Here is a 21,754-nt window from a genome sequence, read left to right on the forward strand (position 1 = left end):
AATTTACTAATTTTAAATCAAATTAAAAACACAAAGTATGAAAAAATTAATTGTTTTAGGAATTGCTTTGTTATTTTCCGGCTACATCAGCGCACAGGAAACAACAACACAAAAGAAGGCAAAAGCTGAAGTAGCCCAAGCAAAAGCAGATAGTAAAAAAGCAGCCGACAAGGCTGAAGCCAAAGCTAAAAAAGCTGAAGAAACGGCCAAGAAAGATGTCGCTAAAGCGAAAGAAAAAGCGGCCACATCAAAAACAGAAGCTAAAACGGATGCTGCTAAGGCAAAAGCTGAAGCAAAAGTAGAAACGGCAAAAGCCAAAGAAAAAGCTACTACTGCTAAAATGGAAACTAAAAAATCTGCAGCAGAAGTAAAAGATAAGGCGTCTGGCGAGTTTTACAACGGCAAAAAAGTATATACCGGACCTAAAGGCGGCAAGTATTACATTAACAAAAACGGAAATAAAACGTATATCGATCAGAAATAATCTTAGTTGATTCAGTAAATCCCGATTGTTTGACAATCGGGATTTTTTTATGACTGCCCTTTACTTTTATTGCTTAAGTAACGTAGGATACAATTTTTCTATTTCCTCATTGTTCGGCTCTTTCTTCATCACGCGGCTAATTTCTCCTTGAGATGTCATCCATCTGTAGAACCAAGAGATTCCCCACTTTTTTTGGTAATTGTTTTTTTGCTGGTAGACTTTATCTTTTAAGGCTTCATCTAGGCTGATAAACGTATATTTTTTAGCTTTCAACAGCCTTATAATTTTAGGCAGATAATCCGCATTTAAAGAATTATCATGACACAAATAAATCTGGCTTATCTGACGATGAAATTGCAGTTCAGATTGTGCTTCGAAAAAATCAAAAATCTCTATTGTCTTGCTAACATACTTCTCTCCTATTATCTTGGCATTTGCCTTGTCGCCTTTAGCAAGATAATACTCATAAGCAATATCAAAGGCCCAGTCTGTGCTTTCAACGGTGAAAGGAGTTATCTGGTACCCTTTTTTGTCTAAATAATTTTCTATTTCCTTACGCTGTAACAAATCTTTACCCAAATCATTAAACGGAAATCGGAAATGCTTTAGGGGCTTTCCGAGCTTTTTTGCCAGTTCTCTGGTAATCGATTCTCCTTTGTCACTATCACTCGTAAAAGCATCAAAACCCACATCGGAGTATCTGGGATGGCTAAAAGTATGATTGCCGAGCGTGATATACTTCCTTTTCGCCCAATCATTGAGCAATTGGAAATTTTTTGAAACTGAATCCGTTGCATAAATCTTTCCTTCGTTGATAAAGATAGCAACCGGCAGCTGCATTGAATCTAGCTTTTTCAGAAGCTTTGCCTTGAATAGATCCTGCTGAAACTTTTTTGTATTAGGAACGTCATCTATGGTAATGGCTATCTGTTTCTGCGCCTGAGCGAAAACTGATTGGAAAAGAAAAACAGCCAGCAGAATTGTCTTTATATTTAGTCTCATGATTACTTTTTAGATTATTGCCAAATATAACAAAACCATAATTCGGCTGTAGTAAAACAAGCTATAATATTCCTAAAAAATCACTCCCTTTCACCTTTGAAACTGCAAAAAAAACAATAAATTAGCAACTTTAATTTTTATAATCAACACAAATGAAAAATACTGCGTTAACGCACATTCACGAGAGTTTGGGAGCTAAGATGGTTCCATTTGCCGGATACAATATGCCTGTTCAATATGAAGGAGTAAATGCAGAACACGAAACCGTTCGTAACGGAGTCGGTGTCTTTGACGTTTCACACATGGGAGAATTCCTGATTTCAGGTCCGAATGCCTTGGCATTAATCCAAAAAGTGACTTCAAATGATGCTTCTACGCTGACTATCGGTAAAGCGCAATATTCTTGCTTACCAAACGAAAATGGCGGTATCGTAGACGATTTGATTGTTTATAAAATGAAGGAAGACCAATACCTTTTGGTAGTAAACGCTTCGAATATTGAAAAAGACTGGAACTGGATTTCTACAAAAAATAATGTCGGAGCCGAGATGAGAAACATCTCTGACGACTATTCGTTACTTGCTATTCAAGGCCCTAAAGCCGTAGAAGCGATGCAATCACTAACATCTGTTGACTTAGCAGCCATTAAATACTATCACTTTGAAGTTGCCGATTTTGCTGGAATTTCTGATGTGATCATCTCTGCAACTGGTTATACGGGTTCTGGAGGTTTTGAAATCTACGCGAAGAACACAGACATCGAACAAATTTGGAATAAAGTTTTTGAAGCTGGCAAAGCTTACGGAATCAAGCCAATTGGTTTGGCCGCAAGAGACACGCTTCGTTTAGAAATGGGTTTCTGCCTTTACGGAAACGATATCAACGACACGACATCACCATTGGAAGCTGGTTTAGGATGGATTACAAAATTCACCAAAGAATTTACCAATTCTGAAAACCTACTTAAGCAAAAAGAAGCTGGAGTATTGAGAAAATTAGTCGGTTTTGAATTGACCGAAAGAGGAATTCCTCGCCATGATTATGAAATCGTTGACAAAGACGGAAACATTATCGGTGTTGTGACTTCTGGAACAATGGCACCATCTTTGAATAAGGGAATTGGGCTGGGCTATGTTACGACAGAATTTTCTGGAGCTGATAGCGAAATTTTTATCCGCATCAGAAAAAATGATATTCCCGCAAAAGTCGTTAAATTGCCTTTCTATAAAAAATAAAAAAAACATGAACAAAATCTGGCTGTTTTTACTGTTTGTTGCTTGTGTGTCTTATTCGCAAGACAGTGGTAAATCCTGCAATGTTTTGATAAAAATAAATACGCTCATACAAAACGAGCACTTTAATCCTAAACCGGTAGACGACAGCCTATCGGTTTATGTTTTTGAAGCCTTGATGAATGATTTAGACACCGACAAGAATATTTTCTTGAAATCGGAATACGATTATCTCTCAAAACACAAATTCAAGTTCGATAATTATATTGCTGCTAATGACTGTTCTTTTTTTGAAGATTTTGCAAAAACATATAAGACCGCATTAGAACGAAGCAAATCGGCAATTGAAAAACTGCAGAAAGAAAAACTAAGTTATACTACAAATGATACTGTACGCTTTACAAAAAAAGATTTCCCTTTTTATGTAAAGGCAGAAGATGTCAGTAAAGTATACGCCAAAAGATTGCGATTCGACATTCTAGAAGATATTGCCAAAGCCAGCAAAAATTACGATTCGCTGAAACAAAACTTCGCAAGTCTAGAAAAAATCTCAAAGCAAAAAATATTTGAGACAGCGCTCTGCAAGATCAACAACCGAATCGATTCAAAAGACGGTATCGAAAAAAACATACGCAATAGTTTTTATACTATTTTCTGCTCTTATTTCGATCCGCATACCTCCTATTTTTCATACGATACAAAATCATCTTTCCTTTCAGAACTTTCTACTGACAATCTTTCGCTCGGGATGTATGTCAGCCTAAACGAAAATGACGAATTAGTTGTTCAAGAAATTGTGCCAGGCGGTCCAGCGGCACGCACCGAAATTATCGAAAAAGGCGATCAGGTCATCAAAGTTTCACCTAAAAAAGGAGAAGATTTTTTGGTATCCTGCAGCTCCCTAGAAACCATCGGAAGTATTATTTTTTCTGATACGCACAAGGAAATTACGCTTTCATTGAGAAAGAAAAACGGAAGTTTGTACGACGTCACTTTACAGAAAAAAATCATGAAAGCAGACGATCATGCGGCTTACAGCTATATCGTTTCAAAAAATGATACGCGCATAGGCTATATCAATATCCCTAGCTTTTATACTGATTTCGACAAAAATACCGTCCAGGGCATTTCTGACGATGTTGCTAAAGAAATATTGAAATTGAAAAAAGACAACATCCAAGGACTGATACTTGACCTGCAAGACAATGGTGGCGGTTCTATGGAAGAAGCTATAAAGCTTTCTGGAATGTTTATCGATGCCGGTCCGGTTTCTATCTTAGTTAATAATAAAAAGGAACAGAAAGTAATCAAAGACTTTAATAGGGGCTCAATTTATAACGGGCCTGTCATTGTTTTGGTAAACGGAAATTCTGCTTCGGCCAGCGAGTTTTTTGCCGCAGCTATGCAAGATTATAATCGCGCCATCATTGCTGGTTCAACTACTTTAGGCAAGGCCACCATGCAACAGATTCTTCCGATTGAAGAAGGTAATGAACAAGATTTCGTGAAGCTGACCATCGAGAAATTTTATAGAATCACCGGAAAAAGCCACCAGTTAACAGGAGTCGTTCCCGATATCGCAATCCCGACTTTATATGACGGAATAATTTCAAGAGAAAAAAGCTATAAGACTGCATTAAAAAATGATGCCATTGCTTCAAAAGCTAAATTTACGCCTTATTCTAGAAGTGATTTTGAAAATCTGCTTGTAGCAAGCAAAAAAAGAATCGGCACTAATGGCTATTTCAATCAAGTAAAAGCGGTCAATGAAAAAGTAAATTCGATATACAATTCGCAAAAAGCGCCAATCGTATTGAACTTTGAAAGCGTTTTCAATGATGTGCATAGTATTGATTCGGTTTTTGACTCCGTGAAAAAACTTATAGAAACACCAATTGATTTTGAGATTTCAAACACATCGTATGAAAATGAAATTTTAAAATTTGATGAATTTCAGAAGAATATTAGTGAGTACCGAATCAAAGACTTAAAAACGAATGCTTATGTCTTGGAAGGCATTAACATAATTGCCGATTACTACGCTTCACAAAAAGATTAAGTATTTTATGAAGAAAATTTTCCTCACCATTGTTGCCCTGTTTAGTTTAATTGTAGCTGAAGCTCAGGATTTCAAGACTCCTATTGACTATCTGAATTTTATCGGAAAAGAAACGGATGCCATTTCAAGGAATACCTGGAATTATACCAAAGCTGTAGCGCATAGCAAAAGCGCAAGAAGAATTGACGCTACTCGAAAAACACTGGTGAAATCCATACAAAATGCCACAAAGAAAATTACGAATCTTAAAGAAGGCTATAAAGGCGATACAGAATACCGTGACCAGCTCCTTGCCTATTTAGCCATCTCAGAAAAATACATCAATGACGACTACGGCAAAATTATCGACATGCAAGAAGTCGCCGAGCAATCCTATGATTTTATGGAAGCTTATATCATGGCCCGTGATCTGGTGAATGAAAAAATTAATGAAGAAGTCGAAAAATTAAATGCCAACCAGAAACTCTTTGGAAAAAAATATAACATTCAAATTACCGAAGACAATTCTGTTCTTGGAAAAAAGATGAAGATTTCGAATGCAGTTTTCAAATACCATACTGAAATGTATCTTATTTTTTTTAAGGTAAATGTGACCGACATCAATTTGATGAAGTCAATAGAAAAAAAGGATTTGAATGCCATACAGCAAAATGCTTCTTCTTTAGAACTCTATGCCAATGAAGGCCTAAAAAATCTTGAAGCAACAACTCCATTTAATAAGGATGCTAGCCTAATCGCCTCTACCAAAAAAGCGTTGGAATTTTACAAAAAAGAAGCGTTAGAACTGACACCGAAAGTAATTTCATTCCTGATGCTGAACCAACAAGCCGAAGACACCAAAGAATCTTTGGAGAAAAAACTTGAGAAGAACAGGACAAAGCAAGAAATCGACAATTTTAATAACCTAATCAAAGAAGTAAACCAAGAAGCGCAAGCTTATAATAAGCTGAATGCCAAATTTTATCAAGAAAAAGTCGCCGTAAATACAAATTGGGAACAGGCCGGCGAACAATTTATTTCAAAACATGTCCCGAAAGATTAAAAATAGATTTGAAATAAAAAAGGATAAGCTTATTTTTGCAACGTTTAAAAAATTTTAGAAATGGGAAGAGCGTTTGAGTTCAGAAAAAATAGAAAAATGAAGCGCTGGTCAGCAATGGCTAAAGCATTTACAAGAATTGGAAAAGATATCGTAATGGCGGTTAAGGAAGGTGGTCCAAATCCAGAGTCTAACTCTAGACTAAGAGCCGTTATCCAAAATGCCAAGGCCGTAAACATGCCAAAAGACAATGTCGAGAGAGCGATTAAGAAAGCGACCGACAAAGACACGGCAAACTATAAAGAAGTCTTATTTGAAGGATATGCACCTCACGGAATCGCAATCCTAATCGAAACGGCTACCGACAATAATAACCGAACTGTTGCGAATATCAGAAGCTATTTCAACAAATGTAACGGAACTATGGGAACTCAGGGTTCTGTAGAGTTTATGTTTGACCATACCTGCAATTTTAGGATTCCGGCTGAAGGAATTGATATTGAAGAAATGGAACTGGAATTTATCGATTTTGGTGCTGAAGAAATTTTTGCTGACGAAGACGGTATCTTGATTTATGCCCCTTTTGAAAGCTTTGGAGCTATCCAAAAAGAATTAGAAAACAGAGGCATTGAAATCCTTTCTTCTGGATTTGAAAGAATTCCGCAAGTGACCAAAAAACTTACGGCAGACCAAGTGGCTGACGTAGAAAAATTACTAGAAAAAATTGAAGAAGATGATGACGTTCAAAACGTTTATCATACTATGGAAGAAGAAGAATAGTTCCAAAAAAAATATAAATCCAAATAAAAACTCTTGAGTATTGCTCAGGAGTTTTTTGTTTTATAGGAATTCCTTACATTTACTCAAATCATTAAATCAAATCATCATGAAAAAAACACAATTCTTATGGCTGTTTTGCCTATTCTTCGTTTTAACGGCTAATTCACAAACCAAAACTGAAAACAGAACCATCGGCACTTTTTCTAAAATTGAATCCAGCGGTTCTTCTAAAATCATTCTTGTATCAAGTGACTCAAATACTCTTACGCTTGAAGGCGATGAGAAATCACTGCAATATCTTGTAACTGAAGTAAAAGGAAATACCTTGAAGATTTATTATGAAAGCAGTAAAAAGATAAGCTTTAAAGGAGGCAGTGTAACAGTAAGAGTTCCTTTTAAGAAGCTTGATGGAGTTAGCTTATCAGGATCTGGAAATATCTCTTCTGACGCTACTATTAAAACAGATAATTTTGCGGCATCTTTAAATGGTTCTGGAAAAATCAATTTAAATGTTGCCAGTACGGGCAACACGTCTGCAAAACTAGACGGATCTGGAAAACTTGAGCTATATTTGGCTACCAACAAAACAAATGCAGAAATCAACGGTTCTGGGAAACTAACTCTTAAAGGAAAGACAAGCAACTTTACTGGAAATGTTAATGGTTCGGGTCAACTAAACGCTTCCGAATTTACCTCTGAAACTTCTGATGTCAGTGTTCACGGTTCTGGAAACCTAATGACTGCTACAACAGGAACTCTTACAGCCAACGTACATGGTTCGGGAACTGTCAAATATAATGGAGAACCTAAGAAAATAAACAAAAATGTTAACGGTTCAGGAAAAGTATCAAAAAGCTAGCTTTCCAAAAGAATATAAAACAAAAAACTCCAGATAATTCTGGAGTTTTTTTATGTGATATAAGTAAATCTTACTTTATGAATTCTATTTTCTGAGCTTCTTCAACATTAATACTGTCAAAAAAGCCTTGCTCGTTCATCCAGTCATCGCTAAATACTTTGCTCATGTATCTTGAGCCATGATCTGGGAAAATAGCAATTACGTTACTGTTTTTGTCGAATTCACCTTCTTCTGCATATTGCTTGATGGCTTGAAGAACTGCTCCAGAAGTGTAACCTACGAATAGGCCTTCTTTCTTAGCAATTTCTCTTGTCGCATGCGCGCTTTCTTCGTCAGTAACTTTTATGAATTTATCAATTGAATCGAAGTCTGTTGCTGTAGGAATTAAGTTTTTGCCTAAACCTTCAATTCTGTATGGGTAGATTTCGTTCGCATCAAACTCTTTTGTCTCGTGGTATTTTTTCAATACAGAACCAAAAGCGTCAACACCTAAAATTCTAATATTTGGATTTTTTTCTTTAAGGAATTTCGCAGCTCCAGAAATAGTTCCTCCAGTTCCGCTGCAGGCAATTAAGTGGGTAATTTTTCCGTTCGTCTGTTCCCAGATTTCCGGTCCGGTTGATTTGTAATGGGCATCAATATTTAGCTGGTTGAAATATTGGTTGATATAAACCGATCCTTTTGTTTCTTCGTGTAGTCGTTTTGCAACATTGTAGTACGATCTTTCATCATCTGCTGATACGTGGGCAGGGCAAACATACACTTTGGCTCCCATACTTCTCAACATATCAATCTTATCTCTTGATGACTTTGAACTTACTGCCAAGATACAGTTATAGCCTTTTATAATGCTCACCATTGCAATACTAAAACCGGTATTTCCTGATGTCGTCTCAATTATTGTATCGCCTGGAGACAAGATTCCTTGCCTTTCTGCTTCTTCAATAATATATAATGCGATTCTATCTTTAGTGGAGTGTCCCGGATTAAAAGCTTCTACTTTTGCGTAGAAATTGCCTTCTATATTTTCAGTGACTTTATTGAGCTTAATAAGCGGGGTATTGCCTATTAATTCCAATACATTATTATAAGCTTTTATTTCTTCTTTCATAAAAAAATAGTTAATCAAGGCAACTCATTGAATTTTTATTGACCTCAAATCCTTGCAAATTTAACAAAAAAAATCTAATTAGTTTTCAATTCCTTCTAAATCTAACAAAAAACTAAATTCCTTAGCTAATTCTTTTAGCGCTTCAAACCTTCCTGATGCACCTCCGTGACCCGCATCCATGTTAGTATCAAGGAATAACAGATTATTATCGGTCTTCAGGGTTCTTAATTTTGCTACCCATTTTGCCGGTTCCCAATACTGAACTTGCGAATCATGAAGTCCGGTTGAAACATACATATTCGGATAATCTTGCGCTTTTACATTGTCATAAGGCGAATATGATTTCATATAGTCGTAATATTCTTTTTCATTTGGATTTCCCCATTCGTCATATTCACCAGTTGTAAGCGGAATCGTATCATCCAGCATAGTCGTTATTACGTCTACAAAAGGAACCTGAGCAATAACACCGTGATACAATTCTGGAGCCATATTCACGACTGCTCCCATCAATAATCCTCCAGCCGAACCACCTTCTGCATATAAATGTTCTTTGCTGGTGAATTTTTCGTTAATTACGTATTTCGAACAGTCGATAAAATCAGTAAACGTATTTTTCTTGTGAAGTAGCTTGCCATTTTCATACCATAATCGTCCCATATCTTCGCCTCCGCGAATGTGAGCGATGGCATAGATAAATCCTCTGTCCAAAAGAGATAGTCTCGTAGAAGAGAAATATGGGTCCATAGTAGCGCCGTATGATCCGTAAGCATAAAGCAATAAAGGATTTTTACCGTCTTTCTTTATTCCTTTTCTATAAATCATAGAAATTGGAATTTTCGTGCCATCTTGAGCTGTAGCCCAAACTCTTTCTTCGATATAGTTGTTCTTGTCGAACTTTCCGCCCAAGACTTGCTGCTCTTTTTTGATTTCTTTTTCTTTGGTCTTCATATTGAAATCAATCACAGAAGACGGAGTGCCTAAAGATTGGTAGCTATAGCGGAGAATCTGCGTGTCAAAATCAGGGTTTGTAGAAATATTAGCGGTATAAGTCTCGCTTCCAAACGGAAGATAGTACTCCTCTTTTCCGTTCCAAGGCATAATTCTGATTTTGTTCAAGCCATTGGAACGCTCGCCGATTACTAAATAATCTTTGAAAATTTCGATATCTTCTAACAAAACATCGTCGCGATGCGGAATCAAATCTTTCCAATTTTCTTGGGAAGTCGCATTTTCAGGCGTTTTCATCAACTTGAAATTCGTCGCATTATCTTTATTCGTCAAGACATAAAAACTGTCGTTGTAATGCGCTATGCTGTATTCCATTCCTCTTACTCTAGGCTGGAAAACTTTAAATTCGCCATCAGGATTATCTGCCAAAAGCGTCCTGAACTCTGTCGTCAACGTACTGGAAGAACTGATTACGATATATTTTTTTGATTTTTCTTTGCTTACAGAAACATTAAAAGTATCGTCTACTTCATCATACACCAAGATATCTTCAGATTGTTTTTTACCCAATTTATGTTTAAAAACTTTATCCGAACGCAAGGTCTGCTTGTCTTGTTGTGTATAAAATAACGTTTTGTTGTCATTAGCCCAGGTCGAGCTTCCCGTCGTGTTTTCTATCTTATCCGTAAAAATCTTTCCGGTTTGAAGATCCTTTACTTGAACCGTGTAAATTCTTCTTCCTACAATATCGACTCCAAACGAAGCATATTTGTTATCAGGACTGATGCTCAATCCTCCCAATTGAAAATAGGAATGTCCTTTAGCCAATTCGTTACAATCAAAAAGAATTTCTTCTTTTGCCGTAAGGCTTCCTTTTTTTCGAGCATAGATTGGATAATCTTTGCCCAATTCGAAACGTGTTATATACCAATATCCATTAAAGAAATACGGAACAGAAGCATCGTCTTCTTTGATCCTTCCTTTCATTTCTTCAAAGAGCCTTTTTTGAAACTCTTTCGTATGAGCAGTCGTCTGCTCATAATATTGGTTCTCGCTGTTCAGATAGTCAATAACTTCTTTATTTTCTCTATCGTTGAGCCAGAAATAATCATCTACTCTTTTGTCGCCATGTTTTTCTAGCGTTTTCGGTATTTTTTTTGCAACAGGAGGGGGAATTGTTATAGACATTTTACGAAATGTATTTTGCGAATATGAAGTTGCAAAAATAATACAAAGGCAACACAAAATTAATTTATTTTTCATCGAATTCTCACTTGAATATGACTATGCAATTTAGTAATTTCGTAGTTACAAATCATAAAAATTATTAACAATGTTTGGAGACATAATGGGAATGATGGGCAAGCTAAAAGAGACCCAGCAAAAAATAGAAGAGACCAAGAAAAGGCTTGATTTCGTTTTGATTGACGAACAAAGCAGTGACGGGCTTTTAAAAGTAACATTGACCGCAAATCGCACTGTAAAATCAATAGAAATAGATGACAGCTTATTAGACGATAAAGAGCAATTGGAAGACTACCTTGTGCTAGTTATAAACAAAGCCATACAAAAGGCTTCTGATGTAAATGAAGCAGAACTAGGAGCTGTTGCTAAAGACGGAATGCCAAACATTCCTGGAATGGACCTGTTTAAATAAGCTTTACGCAATACGCTTTAGGCTGTATGCAAATTGCTTACTGCCTAAAGCGTATCGCCTACAGCTAAAAAGTAAGCTTCTGCAAGGTTTCTATGACATACGTATGCATAACATCTCTGTAATCCAAATGCGTCACGATTCGTAGCTTTCCTTTACCCAAAGAGCTGATAAAAATATTTTTCTGTTTCAGTTTTTCGATGACTACAGCTTCGTTATACTGCTGTTTTACCGCAAAAATCAAAATATTGGTTTCCACAGGCTCTACACTTTCAACCCAAGGTAATTGTTTAAGTATGAAGCCTAATTCTTTTGCTTTGTTATGGTCTTCCTGCAAGCGGCTCACATTATGCTGTAAAGCATAAATCCCTGCTCCTGCTAGATAACCTGACTGACGCATGCCACCTCCAAAAATTTTCCTAACTCTCAACGCGCGGTTCATCGTTTCTTTATCGCCAACCAAAACAGAACCAACCGGAGCTCCTAATCCTTTAGATAAACATACCGAAATAGTATCGAACAATTCTCCAAAATGCTTCGGATTTTGTCTTTTTGCGACTAAAGCATTCCACAATCGGGCACCATCTAAATGGTATTTTAGGTTATTTTCTTTACAGACGTCTTTTATCTTTATCAGGTCATCCATCTCATAACACGCTCCGCCGCCTTTGTTTGTAGTGTTTTCAATGCTGACTAAGCTGGTCAGCGGGCTATGGTAAAAATCAGGTGGATTGATAGCGTCTCTTACTTGTTCGGCCGTAATCATTCCTCTTTTGCCATCTACCAAACAGCAGGAAACACCGCTATTAAAAGAAGCCCCTCCTCCTTCGTAATGAAAAATATGCGACCATTTATCGCAAATGATCTGCTCCCCCGGATTCGTATGCAGTTTTATAGCCGTCTGGTTTGCCATCGTGCCTGAAGGAAAAAAAAGCGCCGCTTCCATTCCAAATATATTTGCGACCATTTCTTCTAATTCGTTGACGGTCGGGTCTTGCTTGTAAACATCGTCGCCTACTTTTGAACGAAACATCTGCTGTAGCATTTCATTTGTCGGTTTGGTTACCGTATCGCTTACTAAATTTATTTCCATAATATCAAAAGTATACCTTATTTTTGTGGGTATAAAAGTATAAAATTTATGACAACTACCGAACAAATTAAAGGTATTGTGGAGCGCCTTGGTGCGTTGAGGAGGTATCTTTGACGTCGATAAGAAATTAATCGAAATTACAAACGAAGAAGAAAAAACATTAGCTCCCGATTTTTGGAACAACCCAAAAGAAGCCGAAGCGTATGTTAAAGTATTGCGTTCCAAGAAGAAATGGGTCGAAGATTACAACAAAGCCGTTTCTCTTGCCGACGAATTGCAACTTGCTTACGAATTCTATAAAGAAGGCGAAATGACCGCCGACGAATTAGATGAGCAATACAATTTAGCCAATACGCACATCGAAAATATCGAATTCAAGAACATGCTATCTGACGAAGGCGATACCTTGAGCGCTGTACTTCAGATTACGGCTGGCGCAGGCGGTACAGAAAGCTGCGATTGGGCACAGATGCTGATGCGAATGTACATGATGTGGGGCGAAAAAAACGGTTATAAGATTAAGGAATTGAACTTCCAGGCCGGCGAGGTAGCTGGAATCAAGACCGTTACCTTAGAATTTGAAGGTGATTATTCCTTTGGCTATCTAAAAGGCGAAAACGGCGTGCACCGCCTCGTAAGAATTTCTCCTTTTGACAGTAATGGAAAACGCCACACTTCTTTTGCCTCAGTATATGTTTATCCTTTGGCTGACGACACGATTGAGATCGAGATCAATCCGGCTGATATTTCGTGGGAAACCATGCGTTCAAGCGGTGCCGGCGGACAGAATGTCAACAAGGTAGAAACTGCTGTACGTCTTCGTCACCATCCGACAGGAATTATTATTGAGAATTCTGAAACACGTTCTCAGCTAGATAATAAGACCAAAGCGATGCAGTTGCTGAAATCTCAATTGTATGAGATCGAGTTGAAAAAGAAACAGGCGTTGCGCGACGAGATTGAGGCTAAAAAGATGAAAATCGAATGGGGCTCTCAAATACGGAATTATGTCATGCATCCTTACAAATTGGTCAAAGATGTTAGGACAGGCCACGAAACCAGTGATGTTGAAGCTGTTATGAACGGCGAAATCGACGAGTTCTTAAAAGCATTTTTGATGATGATGGGACAAAAAGAAGAAGAATAATCTTGAAAGCGTGAGCGATGCTCACGCTTTTTTGTTTCGCTAATTTTAATATTTTTTTAAGAAATATGGTTTAAGTGTAACAATTTTCTTGAATTGGAGTCCTATCTTTATCAAAAGATTTTTAAATCAAACGTATTGGTTTTAAAATTAGAATCTTAAAAGATATGATCTACAAAAAACCAATTTCTATTATACCCAGTAATGAAGCCTTAAGGCTCCAAAAGCTGTATGACTATCAAGTTCTTGATACGCATTCCGAAGATACTTTCGACAAAATTGCCTTGCTGGCTTCCCAGATATTTAATACTAAAAATGCTTTCGTGACTTTTGTTGACGAACATCGCGTGTATTTCAAGGCAAATATTGGTGATTTCCAAGCCAGCGAAGTTTCTCGAGAAGACAGCTTATGTTCTTTGGCTATTTTAGATGAAAAAATGACGGTCTTTAATGACACGCATTCCGTTCCTGATTTGCTAAAAAATCCATTTGTTACCGCTACCAATGGCATACGATTTTATGCCGGCGCTCCTTTAAAATCTCCAGAAGGCTATTCTATGGGTACGGTTTGTGTTATTGACAGCGTTCCAAAAGAAGTAACCGAACATCAGATGGCAATGCTCCGTACGCTTTCCGATATCGTCATGAACAAGCTCGAAAGCAGGCTCCGCTACAATACAATTATCAAATCGCAAAATGATTTGATGGGAATTGCCCTGCATGAAATCAAAAATCCGCTAGCTTCTATAAGCCTTGCGAATGATATCTTGAGGATGGATACGTCAAAAACGCCTAAGATGACCGACATGATCAAGCGCTGCGTAGCCACAATACAAAATAAGTTAGCCGATCTGCTCAAGCTTTCGGAAGATGAAGAAAAAGAACAAAGGCTTTCTATCGAAGAAGCCGATCTAAAAGAAATGCTAGATCGCTTGATTAACAATTTTGAATTGCTGGCCAATAAGAAAAATCAGATTATTGAGCTAACGATTGAAGATTCCTTGCCAAAAATCAACATTGACAAAACTAAAATTTCCGACGTGCTGCACAATCTTTTGAGCAATGCGATCAAATATTCGTACAGTAATTCTACTATCAAGATTATCGCTAAAAAGATTGACGACTTTGTAGAAATTGAATTCAAAGACCAAGGGCAAGGTTTAAATGACGAAGACGCTGACAAGCTTTTCAAAAAATTCGCCAAACTAAGCTCTAAACCGACAGGGAAAGAAAGCTCTAACGGATTAGGTCTTTCGATCTGCAAGTCATTTGTTGAATTACACAAAGGACAAATTTTCGCAAAAAGCCCAGGAAAAGAATTAGGCACTTCCTTTTTCATTTCGTTGCCAATTATATTCAAGCAAGAAGAAGAAACAGAAAGCGCCTATCAATAATTATTTCAAAATCTCTTTGAAGAACAATTTCATTGCTTCCCAAGATCGTTTGTCCCCTAATTCGTTATAAGCTGCTCCTTTAGAATTATCATTTCCAGCGCTTTTTTCTGTAAAAGCATGCACGGCATCAGCATAATAATTCATCTGCCAGTCGGCTTTTGCAGTTCGCATTTCATTTTGAAAATCCTTGATATCTTTCTCCGAAACGTAAGGATCATCAGCGCCATGAAGTACCAAGACTTTTGGAGCTATAGCCTTAATTTCTCTGGAAGCATCTCTGCTCAAGCCACCGTGGAATGACACTACGCCTTTTACCTTCATGTTCACCCTAGCTGCTTCTAAAGCGCCAGTTCCGCCGAAACAATAACCGATTACGGCTATATTATCGGCATTAGCTCCTTGCTTGACTAATTCTGCCAAAGCCAACGAAATTCTTTTTTGGTATTCTGTGATATTCGTCTTGTAATAGCTTGATTTTTCTCCTGCTTCTTTTCCATCTTTAGGTCTTTTGTCAACACCGTAGATATCGGCCACAAAAACATAATATCCCATAGCTGCTAGTTCAGCGGCAACTTCTTGTGAATGCTCATCGATTCCTTTCCAAGCTGGAAGAATCAAAACACCAGGCTTATTAGCCATTGCTTTTTTAGGCGTAACAGAAATACCGCTTAGCACCTGCGTATTATCTTTATAATCCACCTTTTTTAGTTGTGCTACAGCCGTATTTGCTACCATTATCGAAAGAATAATTAAGTTTCTTGTCATATCTCAAATTTTATTAAAAATAACTATTTATCCAACAGGAATTAGTTAAGGATTACCTAAAACAGAAAACCACTGCAAAAGCAATGGTTTCTTAGTATTATTTTTTTCTTTACTTACATAAAGAGATTTAAAACATAATAAATCAAGGCTGCAAGCAATGCCGAGATCGGAATGGTCAATACCCATGCCCAAATCAAGCTTACAGTAACTCCCCAGCGCACCGCAGAGACACGTTTTGTCAATCCAACACCGATAATAGAACCTGTAATAGTATGTGTTGTACTTACCGGAATTTTCAAATGCTCAGTAAAATATAAAGTCAATGCACCAGCCGTTTCGGCAGCAACACCTTCAAAAGAAGTCACTTTTGTAATTTTAGAACCCATCGTCTTCACGATTTTCCAACCACCGCTCAAGGTACCTGCAGCAATAGCAGAATAACACGCTAGCGGAATCCAAGCTGGCATATGGAAATCTCCTGTTTCATTAGGAAGTATCACGTTCAGCCACTCCGGCATGCTTTCTTGAGACAAACCGTTGGTGTGGATATACACAGCCACAGCAGCAGCAATGATACCCATAACTTTTTGCGAGTCATTTCCACCATGTCCTAAACTGAAGGCAGCAGAAGAAAGAAGCTGCATTTTTTTCAACCAAGATTCAGCTTTACTATGGCTCAATCTACTGAAAAACAAACAGAAGGTACTCACAGACAATATGATAAATGCCACTAAAAACCACTTGATATTGTGCGCTTCAAAAGCAACACTCCAAAAATGCGAATCAAAACGAGGCTTTTTGATTTTTTCGTAAGGAATCATTTGATATGCAACAAATACGATCGTAGCAATCATCAAAGCTCCAGTAAATAGTTTAGGATAGATGCTTTTCTTCGAGGAATTGAGAAGCCAGATCGAAATCAGATACGAGGCCAAGGCTCCCAGCAAAGGGGCCAAGACAATAAAGGCGATAATGATAACCACACCTGAAGGCATACCTCCATCACTTCCTGCTTTATACCAAGTAACCACGTCAAAACCAGCATGGGCAATAGCTGCTCCAGCAAAACCACCGATTAGCGTATGAGAAGAACTGGAAGGAATTCCCAGCCACCAAGTCAATAAATTCCAGCAAATTGCCGCTATGATTCCGGCCAAGATAACCGTTAAGTTGATCTCCATCGTATTGGCCGTTTTTGCAACCGTATCGGCCACTCCAAATCCAAACACCCAATACGCCAAGAAGTTAAAAAATGCCGCCCAAACAACAGCCTGGAATGGAGTAAGCACTTTTGTCGCAACAATAGTTGCAATCGCGTTCGCAGCATCATGGAAACCGTTGATATAATCAAAGATTAATGCAAGAACGATTATGACAATTAATATCGTAAAATCCATAAGATTGTTGAGTCAAAAATGATATTTAAGAGTGCTTAACCACCACTGATTCTAGAACATTTGCTACACTTTTGCATTTATCAGAAGCTGATTCAAGTGCCGACAAAACTTCTTTGTATTTAATGATGTTTTTAGCATCAGTTTCATTTTCAAAAATATCAGCAACCGCTTTGTCAAAAACGTTATCTGCTTTGCTTTCTAATTTGTTGATTTTCTTGCAGGCATCAGAAATCGCTTTTAGATTTTTCAAATCTTTTAGTTCTTTTATTGCAACACCAATGTGCTGGCAAGCTTCAAGATTGATTTCTGTTAGCTTACGGATCGATTTTGTAATTTTTTCTACTTGATACAAACGCATTCTGCTCGCCGCACCGTGCATATAATCAGCAACATCATCCATCGATTTTACCAAGGCAAAAATATCTTCACGGTCAAAAGGAGTAATAAAATTTCGGCTTAGCTCAAGATGGGTCTTATGCGTAATTTCCTCAATAATAGCTTCTAGCTCTTCAATTTTTCTAAAGTAATTTTCTCTTTCTAATTTTGGAGCATTTACAGCCTCGTGCAATGTTTCAGCTAATAAAATTAAATTTTGTGAAGCTTGTTCGAAAAGAGGAAAGAACTTTTTATCTTTAGGAACTAAAAACTGGAAAATACTGTTTAAAGACATAGGTTTGTTATTTATTGCTGCAAATGTATCTCTTTAATGTTAAGGCAATATTAACAAATCATAAATAAGCAGTTATCAAAATTTACGATTTGATAATATTGGAAAAGCCTTGCCTGCAAACTCAGTTTCTTTTTATTGCAAACGTTTTCGTACTTTAGCAATCTCAAAAAATAAGCAAAATACACTCAAATACATTATGGACATCAACTTCAATAAAAACGAAGACCACAACAAACTTTTACTATCAGATTTAAAGCAACGATTCGCAAAAGTTAGACTAGGCGGAGGCGAAAAAAGAATAGAAAAACTACACGCAGAGGGCAAGATGACGGCTCGAGAACGAATCGATTATCTTCTTGACGATAAAAAAGAAAGCATTGAAATCGGCGCTTTTGTAGGCGACGGCATGTATGCCGAGCACGGCGGATGCCCTTCTGGCGGCGTCGTAATCAAGATTGGGTATGTCAAAGGAAAGCAATGCGTTGTCGTTGCCAACGATGCGACCGTTAAAGCCGGAGCTTGGTTTCCGATTACCGGAAAGAAAAATCTTCGCGCCCAAGAAATTGCCATGGAAAACAGATTGCCGATTATCTATTTGGTAGATAGTGCCGGTGTTTATTTGCCGATGCAAGATGAAATCTTTCCTGACAAAGAACATTTCGGAAGAATTTTTAGAAACAATGCCATCATGAGCAGCATGGGAATCACCCAGATTGCCGCTGTCATGGGAAGCTGTGTTGCCGGTGGAGCTTACCTTCCTATCATGAGCGACGAAGCTTTGATTGTGGACAAGACCGGAAGTATCTTCCTCGCTGGAAGTTATCTGGTCAAAGCGGCAATCGGCGAAAGCATCGACAATGAAACGCTTGGTGGTGCTACAACACATTGTGAAATCTCTGGCGTGACAGATTACAAAGCAAAAGACGACAAAGATGCTTTAGACAAGATAAAAAATATAGTAGACAAGATCGGCGATTACGAAAAGGCTGGTTTCAACAGAATTAAAGCAGAAAAACCTGCCCTTGATGAAAAAGAAATCTACGGCGTATTGCCTAAATTAAGAACCGAGCAATACGATATGATGGAAATCATCAAGCGTTTGGTCGATAATTCTGAATTTGAAGCCTATAAAGAAGGCTACGGACAGACGATTATTACTGGTTATGCCCGAATTGACGGCTGGGCGGTCGGAATTGTTGCCAACCAACGTAAAGTTGTCAAATCTAAAAAAGGCGAAATGCAGTTCGGAGGCGTAATCTATTCTGATTCTGCCGACAAGGCTACACGTTTTATTGCCAACTGCAACCAGAAAAAAATTCCGCTAGTATTTCTTCAAGACGTGACCGGATTTATGGTAGGAAGCAAATCAGAACATGGAGGCATCATCAAAGACGGTGCTAAGATGGTTAATGCCGTTTCCAATTCTGTAGTTCCTAAATTCACGGTAGTGGTCGGAAACTCCTATGGTGCCGGAAACTATGCCATGTGTGGAAAAGCCTATGACCCGAGACTTATTTTTGCATGGCCAAGTGCCGAACTAGCTGTTATGGGCGGAACCCAAGCCGCAAAAGTTTTAATGCAGATTGAAGCTTCTTCCCTAAAAGCCAAAGGCGAAGTAATCGACGAAGCCAAAGAACAAGAGCTTTTTGACAAGATCAAGGCAAAATACGACGCACAAGTTTCTCCTTATTATGCTGCTTCACGCTTGTGGACCGATGCTGTTATCGATCCTCTAGAAACCAGAACTTGGATTTCAATGGGAATCGAAGCCGCGAACCACGCTCCTATCGAAAAGAAATTTAACCTAGGTGTCATCCAAGTCTAACCAATATGGGAAACCTTGACGAAAAAGAATTACAAGAACTAGCCAGCCAATTGAGCCATCCTAATGGTGAAAATGGCATACAGACGGCCTATAGCATGAACGTTGCGAATGATAATATGATTCGCAACGCCATTGCCCAAATCGAAATCAAGGATAATTCTAGCCTATTGGAAATCGGGCCTGGCAACGGTGCACATATCAAATATTTATTTGAAGTTAATTCCAGCATAAAGTATTATGGAATTGATGTTTCCAAACTCATGGTAGAAGAAGCCACAAAGCTTAATTCAGAATTTACCAATACCGATAAGGCTGTTTTTGAATGGACCGATGGAGAAAAAATAGCCCATCCCGATGCTGCCTTTGATAGCATCTTTACTATAAATACCATCTATTTCTGGAAAAACCCAGAAGAATACATACAAGAGATTTTTAGAATCCTAAAAACAAAAGGCGAATTTATCCTGGCTTTTATTCCCAAAGAGGTCATGGAAAAGATTCCGTTTTCAAAATACGGCTTTGAACTTTATGTTAATGAAAAAGCAAAAGCTTTGTTGCAGAATGCGGGATTTACGATTGCAAATACGCTATCAGAGCAAGAAGAAGTCCTGAGCAACACGGGCGATAAAAAAATCCGCACGTTTACAATTATCAAGGCAGTAAAACCATAATCAAGCATGGTAAAATTCTTTCCCTATTTTCTCTTCTTTATTGGACTGCAAGTTTCAGCCCAACAATTCACCAGAAAAGATTCACTGCGTGGCGGTTTTTCATTAGAAAGAATCAGCTATGACGTACAGCGTTATGACTTGAATATCACCATAGACCCAGAAAAAAAATCCATCGTCGGCTATAACGACATTACTTTTAAGATTTTAAATACGGCGTCGCAAATCCAAGTCGATTTATTTGAAAATATGAAAATCGACAGCATTGTTTTTGAAGGAAAGCAACTAAACTATAAAAGAGAATTTGGAGCTGTTTTTATTTCTTTTGAAAAACCACTAACGGTTGACGGACTAAATAAGAAAATTCGTTTTTATTATTCCGGAAACCCATTAATTGCAAACTATCCACCTTGGGACGGAGGCTTTGTCTTTAAAAGCGATAGCCAAGGCAAGCCTTGGATTGGGGTTGCCGTACAAGGCACGGGAGCCAGCTTATGGTATCCTGTCAAAGACTCCCAACATGACGAGCCGGATTTGGGCGCTACGATAAAAGTCGCCGTGCCTAATGGACTGATGAACGTTTCCAACGGAAGATTCATTGGAAGTGAAGACCTCAAAAACGGCTACACGCGCTGGGACTGGGAAGTAAAAAATCCGATCAACAATTACGACATTACCATAAACGTTGCCGACTATGCACATCTGCACGACACCCACAACGGACTAGATCTTGACTATTATATCTTACGTGAAAACGAAGAAAAAGCAAAACAGCATTTTGAAGAAGTAAAACCGATGCTGGACTGTTTTGAGTCCAAATTCGGCAAATATCCTTTTGCAGAAGACGGCTATAAATTAGTCGAAACTTCTTATTTAGGTATGGAGCACCAAAGTGCTGTGGCTTATGGAAATAAATACAGGAAAGGCTATATGGGAAGCGATATTTCGGGCACAGGCATAGGCATGCTTTTCGACTATATCACTATCCACGAAAGCGGCCACGAATGGTTCGGGAACAGCATTACCTCTAAAGATATCGCCGACATGTGGATTCATGAAGGATTTACGACCTATTCCGAATCTGTTTTTGTAGAATGCTTGTACGGCTATGAAAAGGCAATGGAGTATATCAACGGACAGAAAAACCGTATTTCCAACAAAGCTCCGATCATCGGAACCTACGGCGTCAATGACAAAGGCTCAAACGACATGTATTATAAAGGAGCATTACTGCTGAATACGTTGCGCCATATTGTAAATGACGATCCTAAATGGTGGCAAATACTATTGAAATATTCTGAAACCTACCGTCATAAGATAATCGATACCGAAACGGTCATTGCTTTTTTCAATGCCGAAACCAACAGAAATCTCTCTCCTATTTTTGAGCAATACCTAAAGTACAAAAGCATTCCTGAGCTGGATATAGAAATAGGAAAGAAAGAAGTAAAATTCAGATGGCATACCGATGTCACTAATTTTTCAATGCCTGTAGTCCTGCTCGTAAATGATACAGAGATTAGGCTTGAAGCCACTAATGACTGGCAATCCTACAAAATAAAGAAAACCAAAGAAGCGGTCAAGTTTGACAGCAACAGGTTTCTTATAAAAGTAAATTATAATTAAA

19 protein-coding genes are annotated in these 21,754 nt (G+C 38.0%); 12 read left to right on the top strand and 7 right to left on the bottom strand.

Going from position 1 to position 21,754, the window contains the following annotated elements:
* Nucleotides 1–37 precede the first annotated feature (37 nt).
* Nucleotides 38–484 carry a hypothetical protein gene (locus CLV94_RS14090; RefSeq protein ID WP_121377137.1) on the top strand — a complete coding sequence of 149 codons (447 nt, stop codon included), beginning with the start codon at nt 38–40 and terminating at the stop codon, nt 482–484.
* A 66-nt stretch (nt 485–550) separates the two neighbouring features.
* Here CLV94_RS14090 and CLV94_RS14095 read toward each other — a convergent pair whose 3' ends face one another.
* The gene (locus tag CLV94_RS14095; protein WP_121377138.1) at nt 551–1,486 is read right to left on the bottom strand and encodes a polysaccharide deacetylase family protein; all 936 of its coding nucleotides are present in this window, start codon (nt 1,484–1,486) and stop codon (nt 551–553) included.
* 152 nt (nt 1,487–1,638) lie between these two features.
* On the opposite strand from CLV94_RS14095, the gene gcvT reads away from it, so the two are divergent.
* From gcvT to CLV94_RS14120, 5 genes are all read left to right on the top strand, one after another.
* Complete coding sequence (gene gcvT / locus CLV94_RS14100) at nt 1,639–2,721, top strand: glycine cleavage system aminomethyltransferase GcvT (protein WP_121377139.1); 1,083 nt, start codon at nt 1,639–1,641, stop codon at nt 2,719–2,721.
* Nucleotides 2,722–2,728: 7 nt separating this feature from the next.
* Nucleotides 2,729–4,777: a S41 family peptidase gene (locus CLV94_RS14105; protein ID WP_170148807.1), complete on the top strand. Its 2,049-nt coding sequence runs from the start codon at nt 2,729–2,731 to the stop codon at nt 4,775–4,777.
* A gap of 7 nt (nt 4,778–4,784) precedes the next feature.
* Nucleotides 4,785–5,819, top strand: coding sequence for an LIC11966 family surface protein (locus CLV94_RS14110; protein ID WP_121377141.1), 1,035 nt, complete (start codon nt 4,785–4,787; stop codon nt 5,817–5,819).
* 60 nt (nt 5,820–5,879) lie between these two features.
* Nucleotides 5,880–6,596: a YebC/PmpR family DNA-binding transcriptional regulator gene (locus tag CLV94_RS14115; RefSeq protein ID WP_121377142.1), complete on the top strand. Its 717-nt coding sequence runs from the start codon at nt 5,880–5,882 to the stop codon at nt 6,594–6,596.
* Between the two features lie 106 nt (nt 6,597–6,702).
* Nucleotides 6,703–7,455: a head GIN domain-containing protein gene (locus CLV94_RS14120; protein ID WP_121377143.1), complete on the top strand. Its 753-nt coding sequence runs from the start codon at nt 6,703–6,705 to the stop codon at nt 7,453–7,455.
* Nucleotides 7,456–7,525: 70 nt separating this feature from the next.
* Here the strand turns inward: CLV94_RS14120 and CLV94_RS14125 are convergent, their stop codons facing one another.
* Together CLV94_RS14125 and CLV94_RS14130 are read right to left on the bottom strand one after the other, a co-directional pair.
* Complete coding sequence (locus tag CLV94_RS14125) at nt 7,526–8,566, bottom strand: PLP-dependent cysteine synthase family protein (protein ID WP_121377144.1); 1,041 nt, start codon at nt 8,564–8,566, stop codon at nt 7,526–7,528.
* 78 nt (nt 8,567–8,644) lie between these two features.
* Complete coding sequence (locus CLV94_RS14130) at nt 8,645–10,705, bottom strand: S9 family peptidase (protein WP_121377145.1); 2,061 nt, start codon at nt 10,703–10,705, stop codon at nt 8,645–8,647.
* A gap of 145 nt (nt 10,706–10,850) precedes the next feature.
* Between CLV94_RS14130 and CLV94_RS14135 the strand changes: the two genes are divergently transcribed.
* Nucleotides 10,851–11,174, top strand: coding sequence for a YbaB/EbfC family nucleoid-associated protein (locus CLV94_RS14135; RefSeq protein ID WP_121377146.1), 324 nt, complete (start codon nt 10,851–10,853; stop codon nt 11,172–11,174).
* A gap of 64 nt (nt 11,175–11,238) precedes the next feature.
* Here CLV94_RS14135 and CLV94_RS14140 read toward each other — a convergent pair whose 3' ends face one another.
* Nucleotides 11,239–12,264: a threonine aldolase family protein gene (locus tag CLV94_RS14140; RefSeq protein ID WP_121377147.1), complete on the bottom strand. Its 1,026-nt coding sequence runs from the start codon at nt 12,262–12,264 to the stop codon at nt 11,239–11,241.
* Nucleotides 12,265–12,312: 48 nt separating this feature from the next.
* On the opposite strand from CLV94_RS14140, the gene prfB reads away from it, so the two are divergent.
* Nucleotides 12,313–13,411, top strand: a protein-coding gene (prfB, locus tag CLV94_RS14145) for a peptide chain release factor 2 (RefSeq protein WP_121377148.1) whose coding sequence is annotated in 2 segments (ribosomal slippage) — nt 12,313–12,375 and nt 12,377–13,411 — 1,098 coding nt in all. Because the reading frame shifts where the segments join, the coding sequence is not laid out codon by codon here.
* Between the two features lie 164 nt (nt 13,412–13,575).
* Complete coding sequence (locus CLV94_RS14150) at nt 13,576–14,802, top strand: GAF domain-containing sensor histidine kinase (protein WP_121377149.1); 1,227 nt, start codon at nt 13,576–13,578, stop codon at nt 14,800–14,802.
* Here CLV94_RS14150 and CLV94_RS14155 read toward each other — a convergent pair whose 3' ends face one another.
* The 3 genes from CLV94_RS14155 to CLV94_RS14165 all read right to left on the bottom strand — a co-directional run bounded on the left by CLV94_RS14155 (nt 14,803) and on the right by CLV94_RS14165 (nt 17,634).
* The gene (locus CLV94_RS14155; protein ID WP_121377150.1) at nt 14,803–15,567 is read right to left on the bottom strand and encodes a dienelactone hydrolase family protein; all 765 of its coding nucleotides are present in this window, start codon (nt 15,565–15,567) and stop codon (nt 14,803–14,805) included.
* A gap of 113 nt (nt 15,568–15,680) precedes the next feature.
* Nucleotides 15,681–16,964 carry an inorganic phosphate transporter gene (locus CLV94_RS14160; protein WP_121377151.1) on the bottom strand — a complete coding sequence of 428 codons (1,284 nt, stop codon included), beginning with the start codon at nt 16,962–16,964 and terminating at the stop codon, nt 15,681–15,683.
* 25 nt (nt 16,965–16,989) lie between these two features.
* Nucleotides 16,990–17,634, bottom strand: a complete 645-nt coding sequence (locus tag CLV94_RS14165) for a DUF47 domain-containing protein (protein ID WP_121377152.1) — start codon at nt 17,632–17,634, stop codon at nt 16,990–16,992.
* A 196-nt stretch (nt 17,635–17,830) separates the two neighbouring features.
* Between CLV94_RS14165 and CLV94_RS14170 the strand changes: the two genes are divergently transcribed.
* The 3 genes from CLV94_RS14170 to CLV94_RS14180 are packed head-to-tail and all read left to right on the top strand — an operon-like array spanning nt 17,831 to nt 21,753.
* On the top strand, nt 17,831–19,459 hold the full coding sequence (locus CLV94_RS14170) for an acyl-CoA carboxylase subunit beta (RefSeq protein ID WP_121377239.1): 1,629 nt from the start codon (nt 17,831–17,833) through the stop codon (nt 19,457–19,459).
* Between the two features lie 5 nt (nt 19,460–19,464).
* Nucleotides 19,465–20,130 carry a class I SAM-dependent methyltransferase gene (locus CLV94_RS14175; protein ID WP_121377153.1) on the top strand — a complete coding sequence of 222 codons (666 nt, stop codon included), beginning with the start codon at nt 19,465–19,467 and terminating at the stop codon, nt 20,128–20,130.
* A gap of 6 nt (nt 20,131–20,136) precedes the next feature.
* Entirely contained in the window at nt 20,137–21,753 is a 1,617-nt protein-coding gene (locus CLV94_RS14180; RefSeq protein ID WP_121377154.1) for a M1 family metallopeptidase, read from the top strand.
* Nucleotide 21,754: the final 1 nt, after the last annotated feature.

It is taken from the genome of Flavobacterium endophyticum (genome assembly GCF_003634455.1).
Classification (GTDB): domain Bacteria; phylum Bacteroidota; class Bacteroidia; order Flavobacteriales; family Flavobacteriaceae; genus Flavobacterium; species Flavobacterium endophyticum.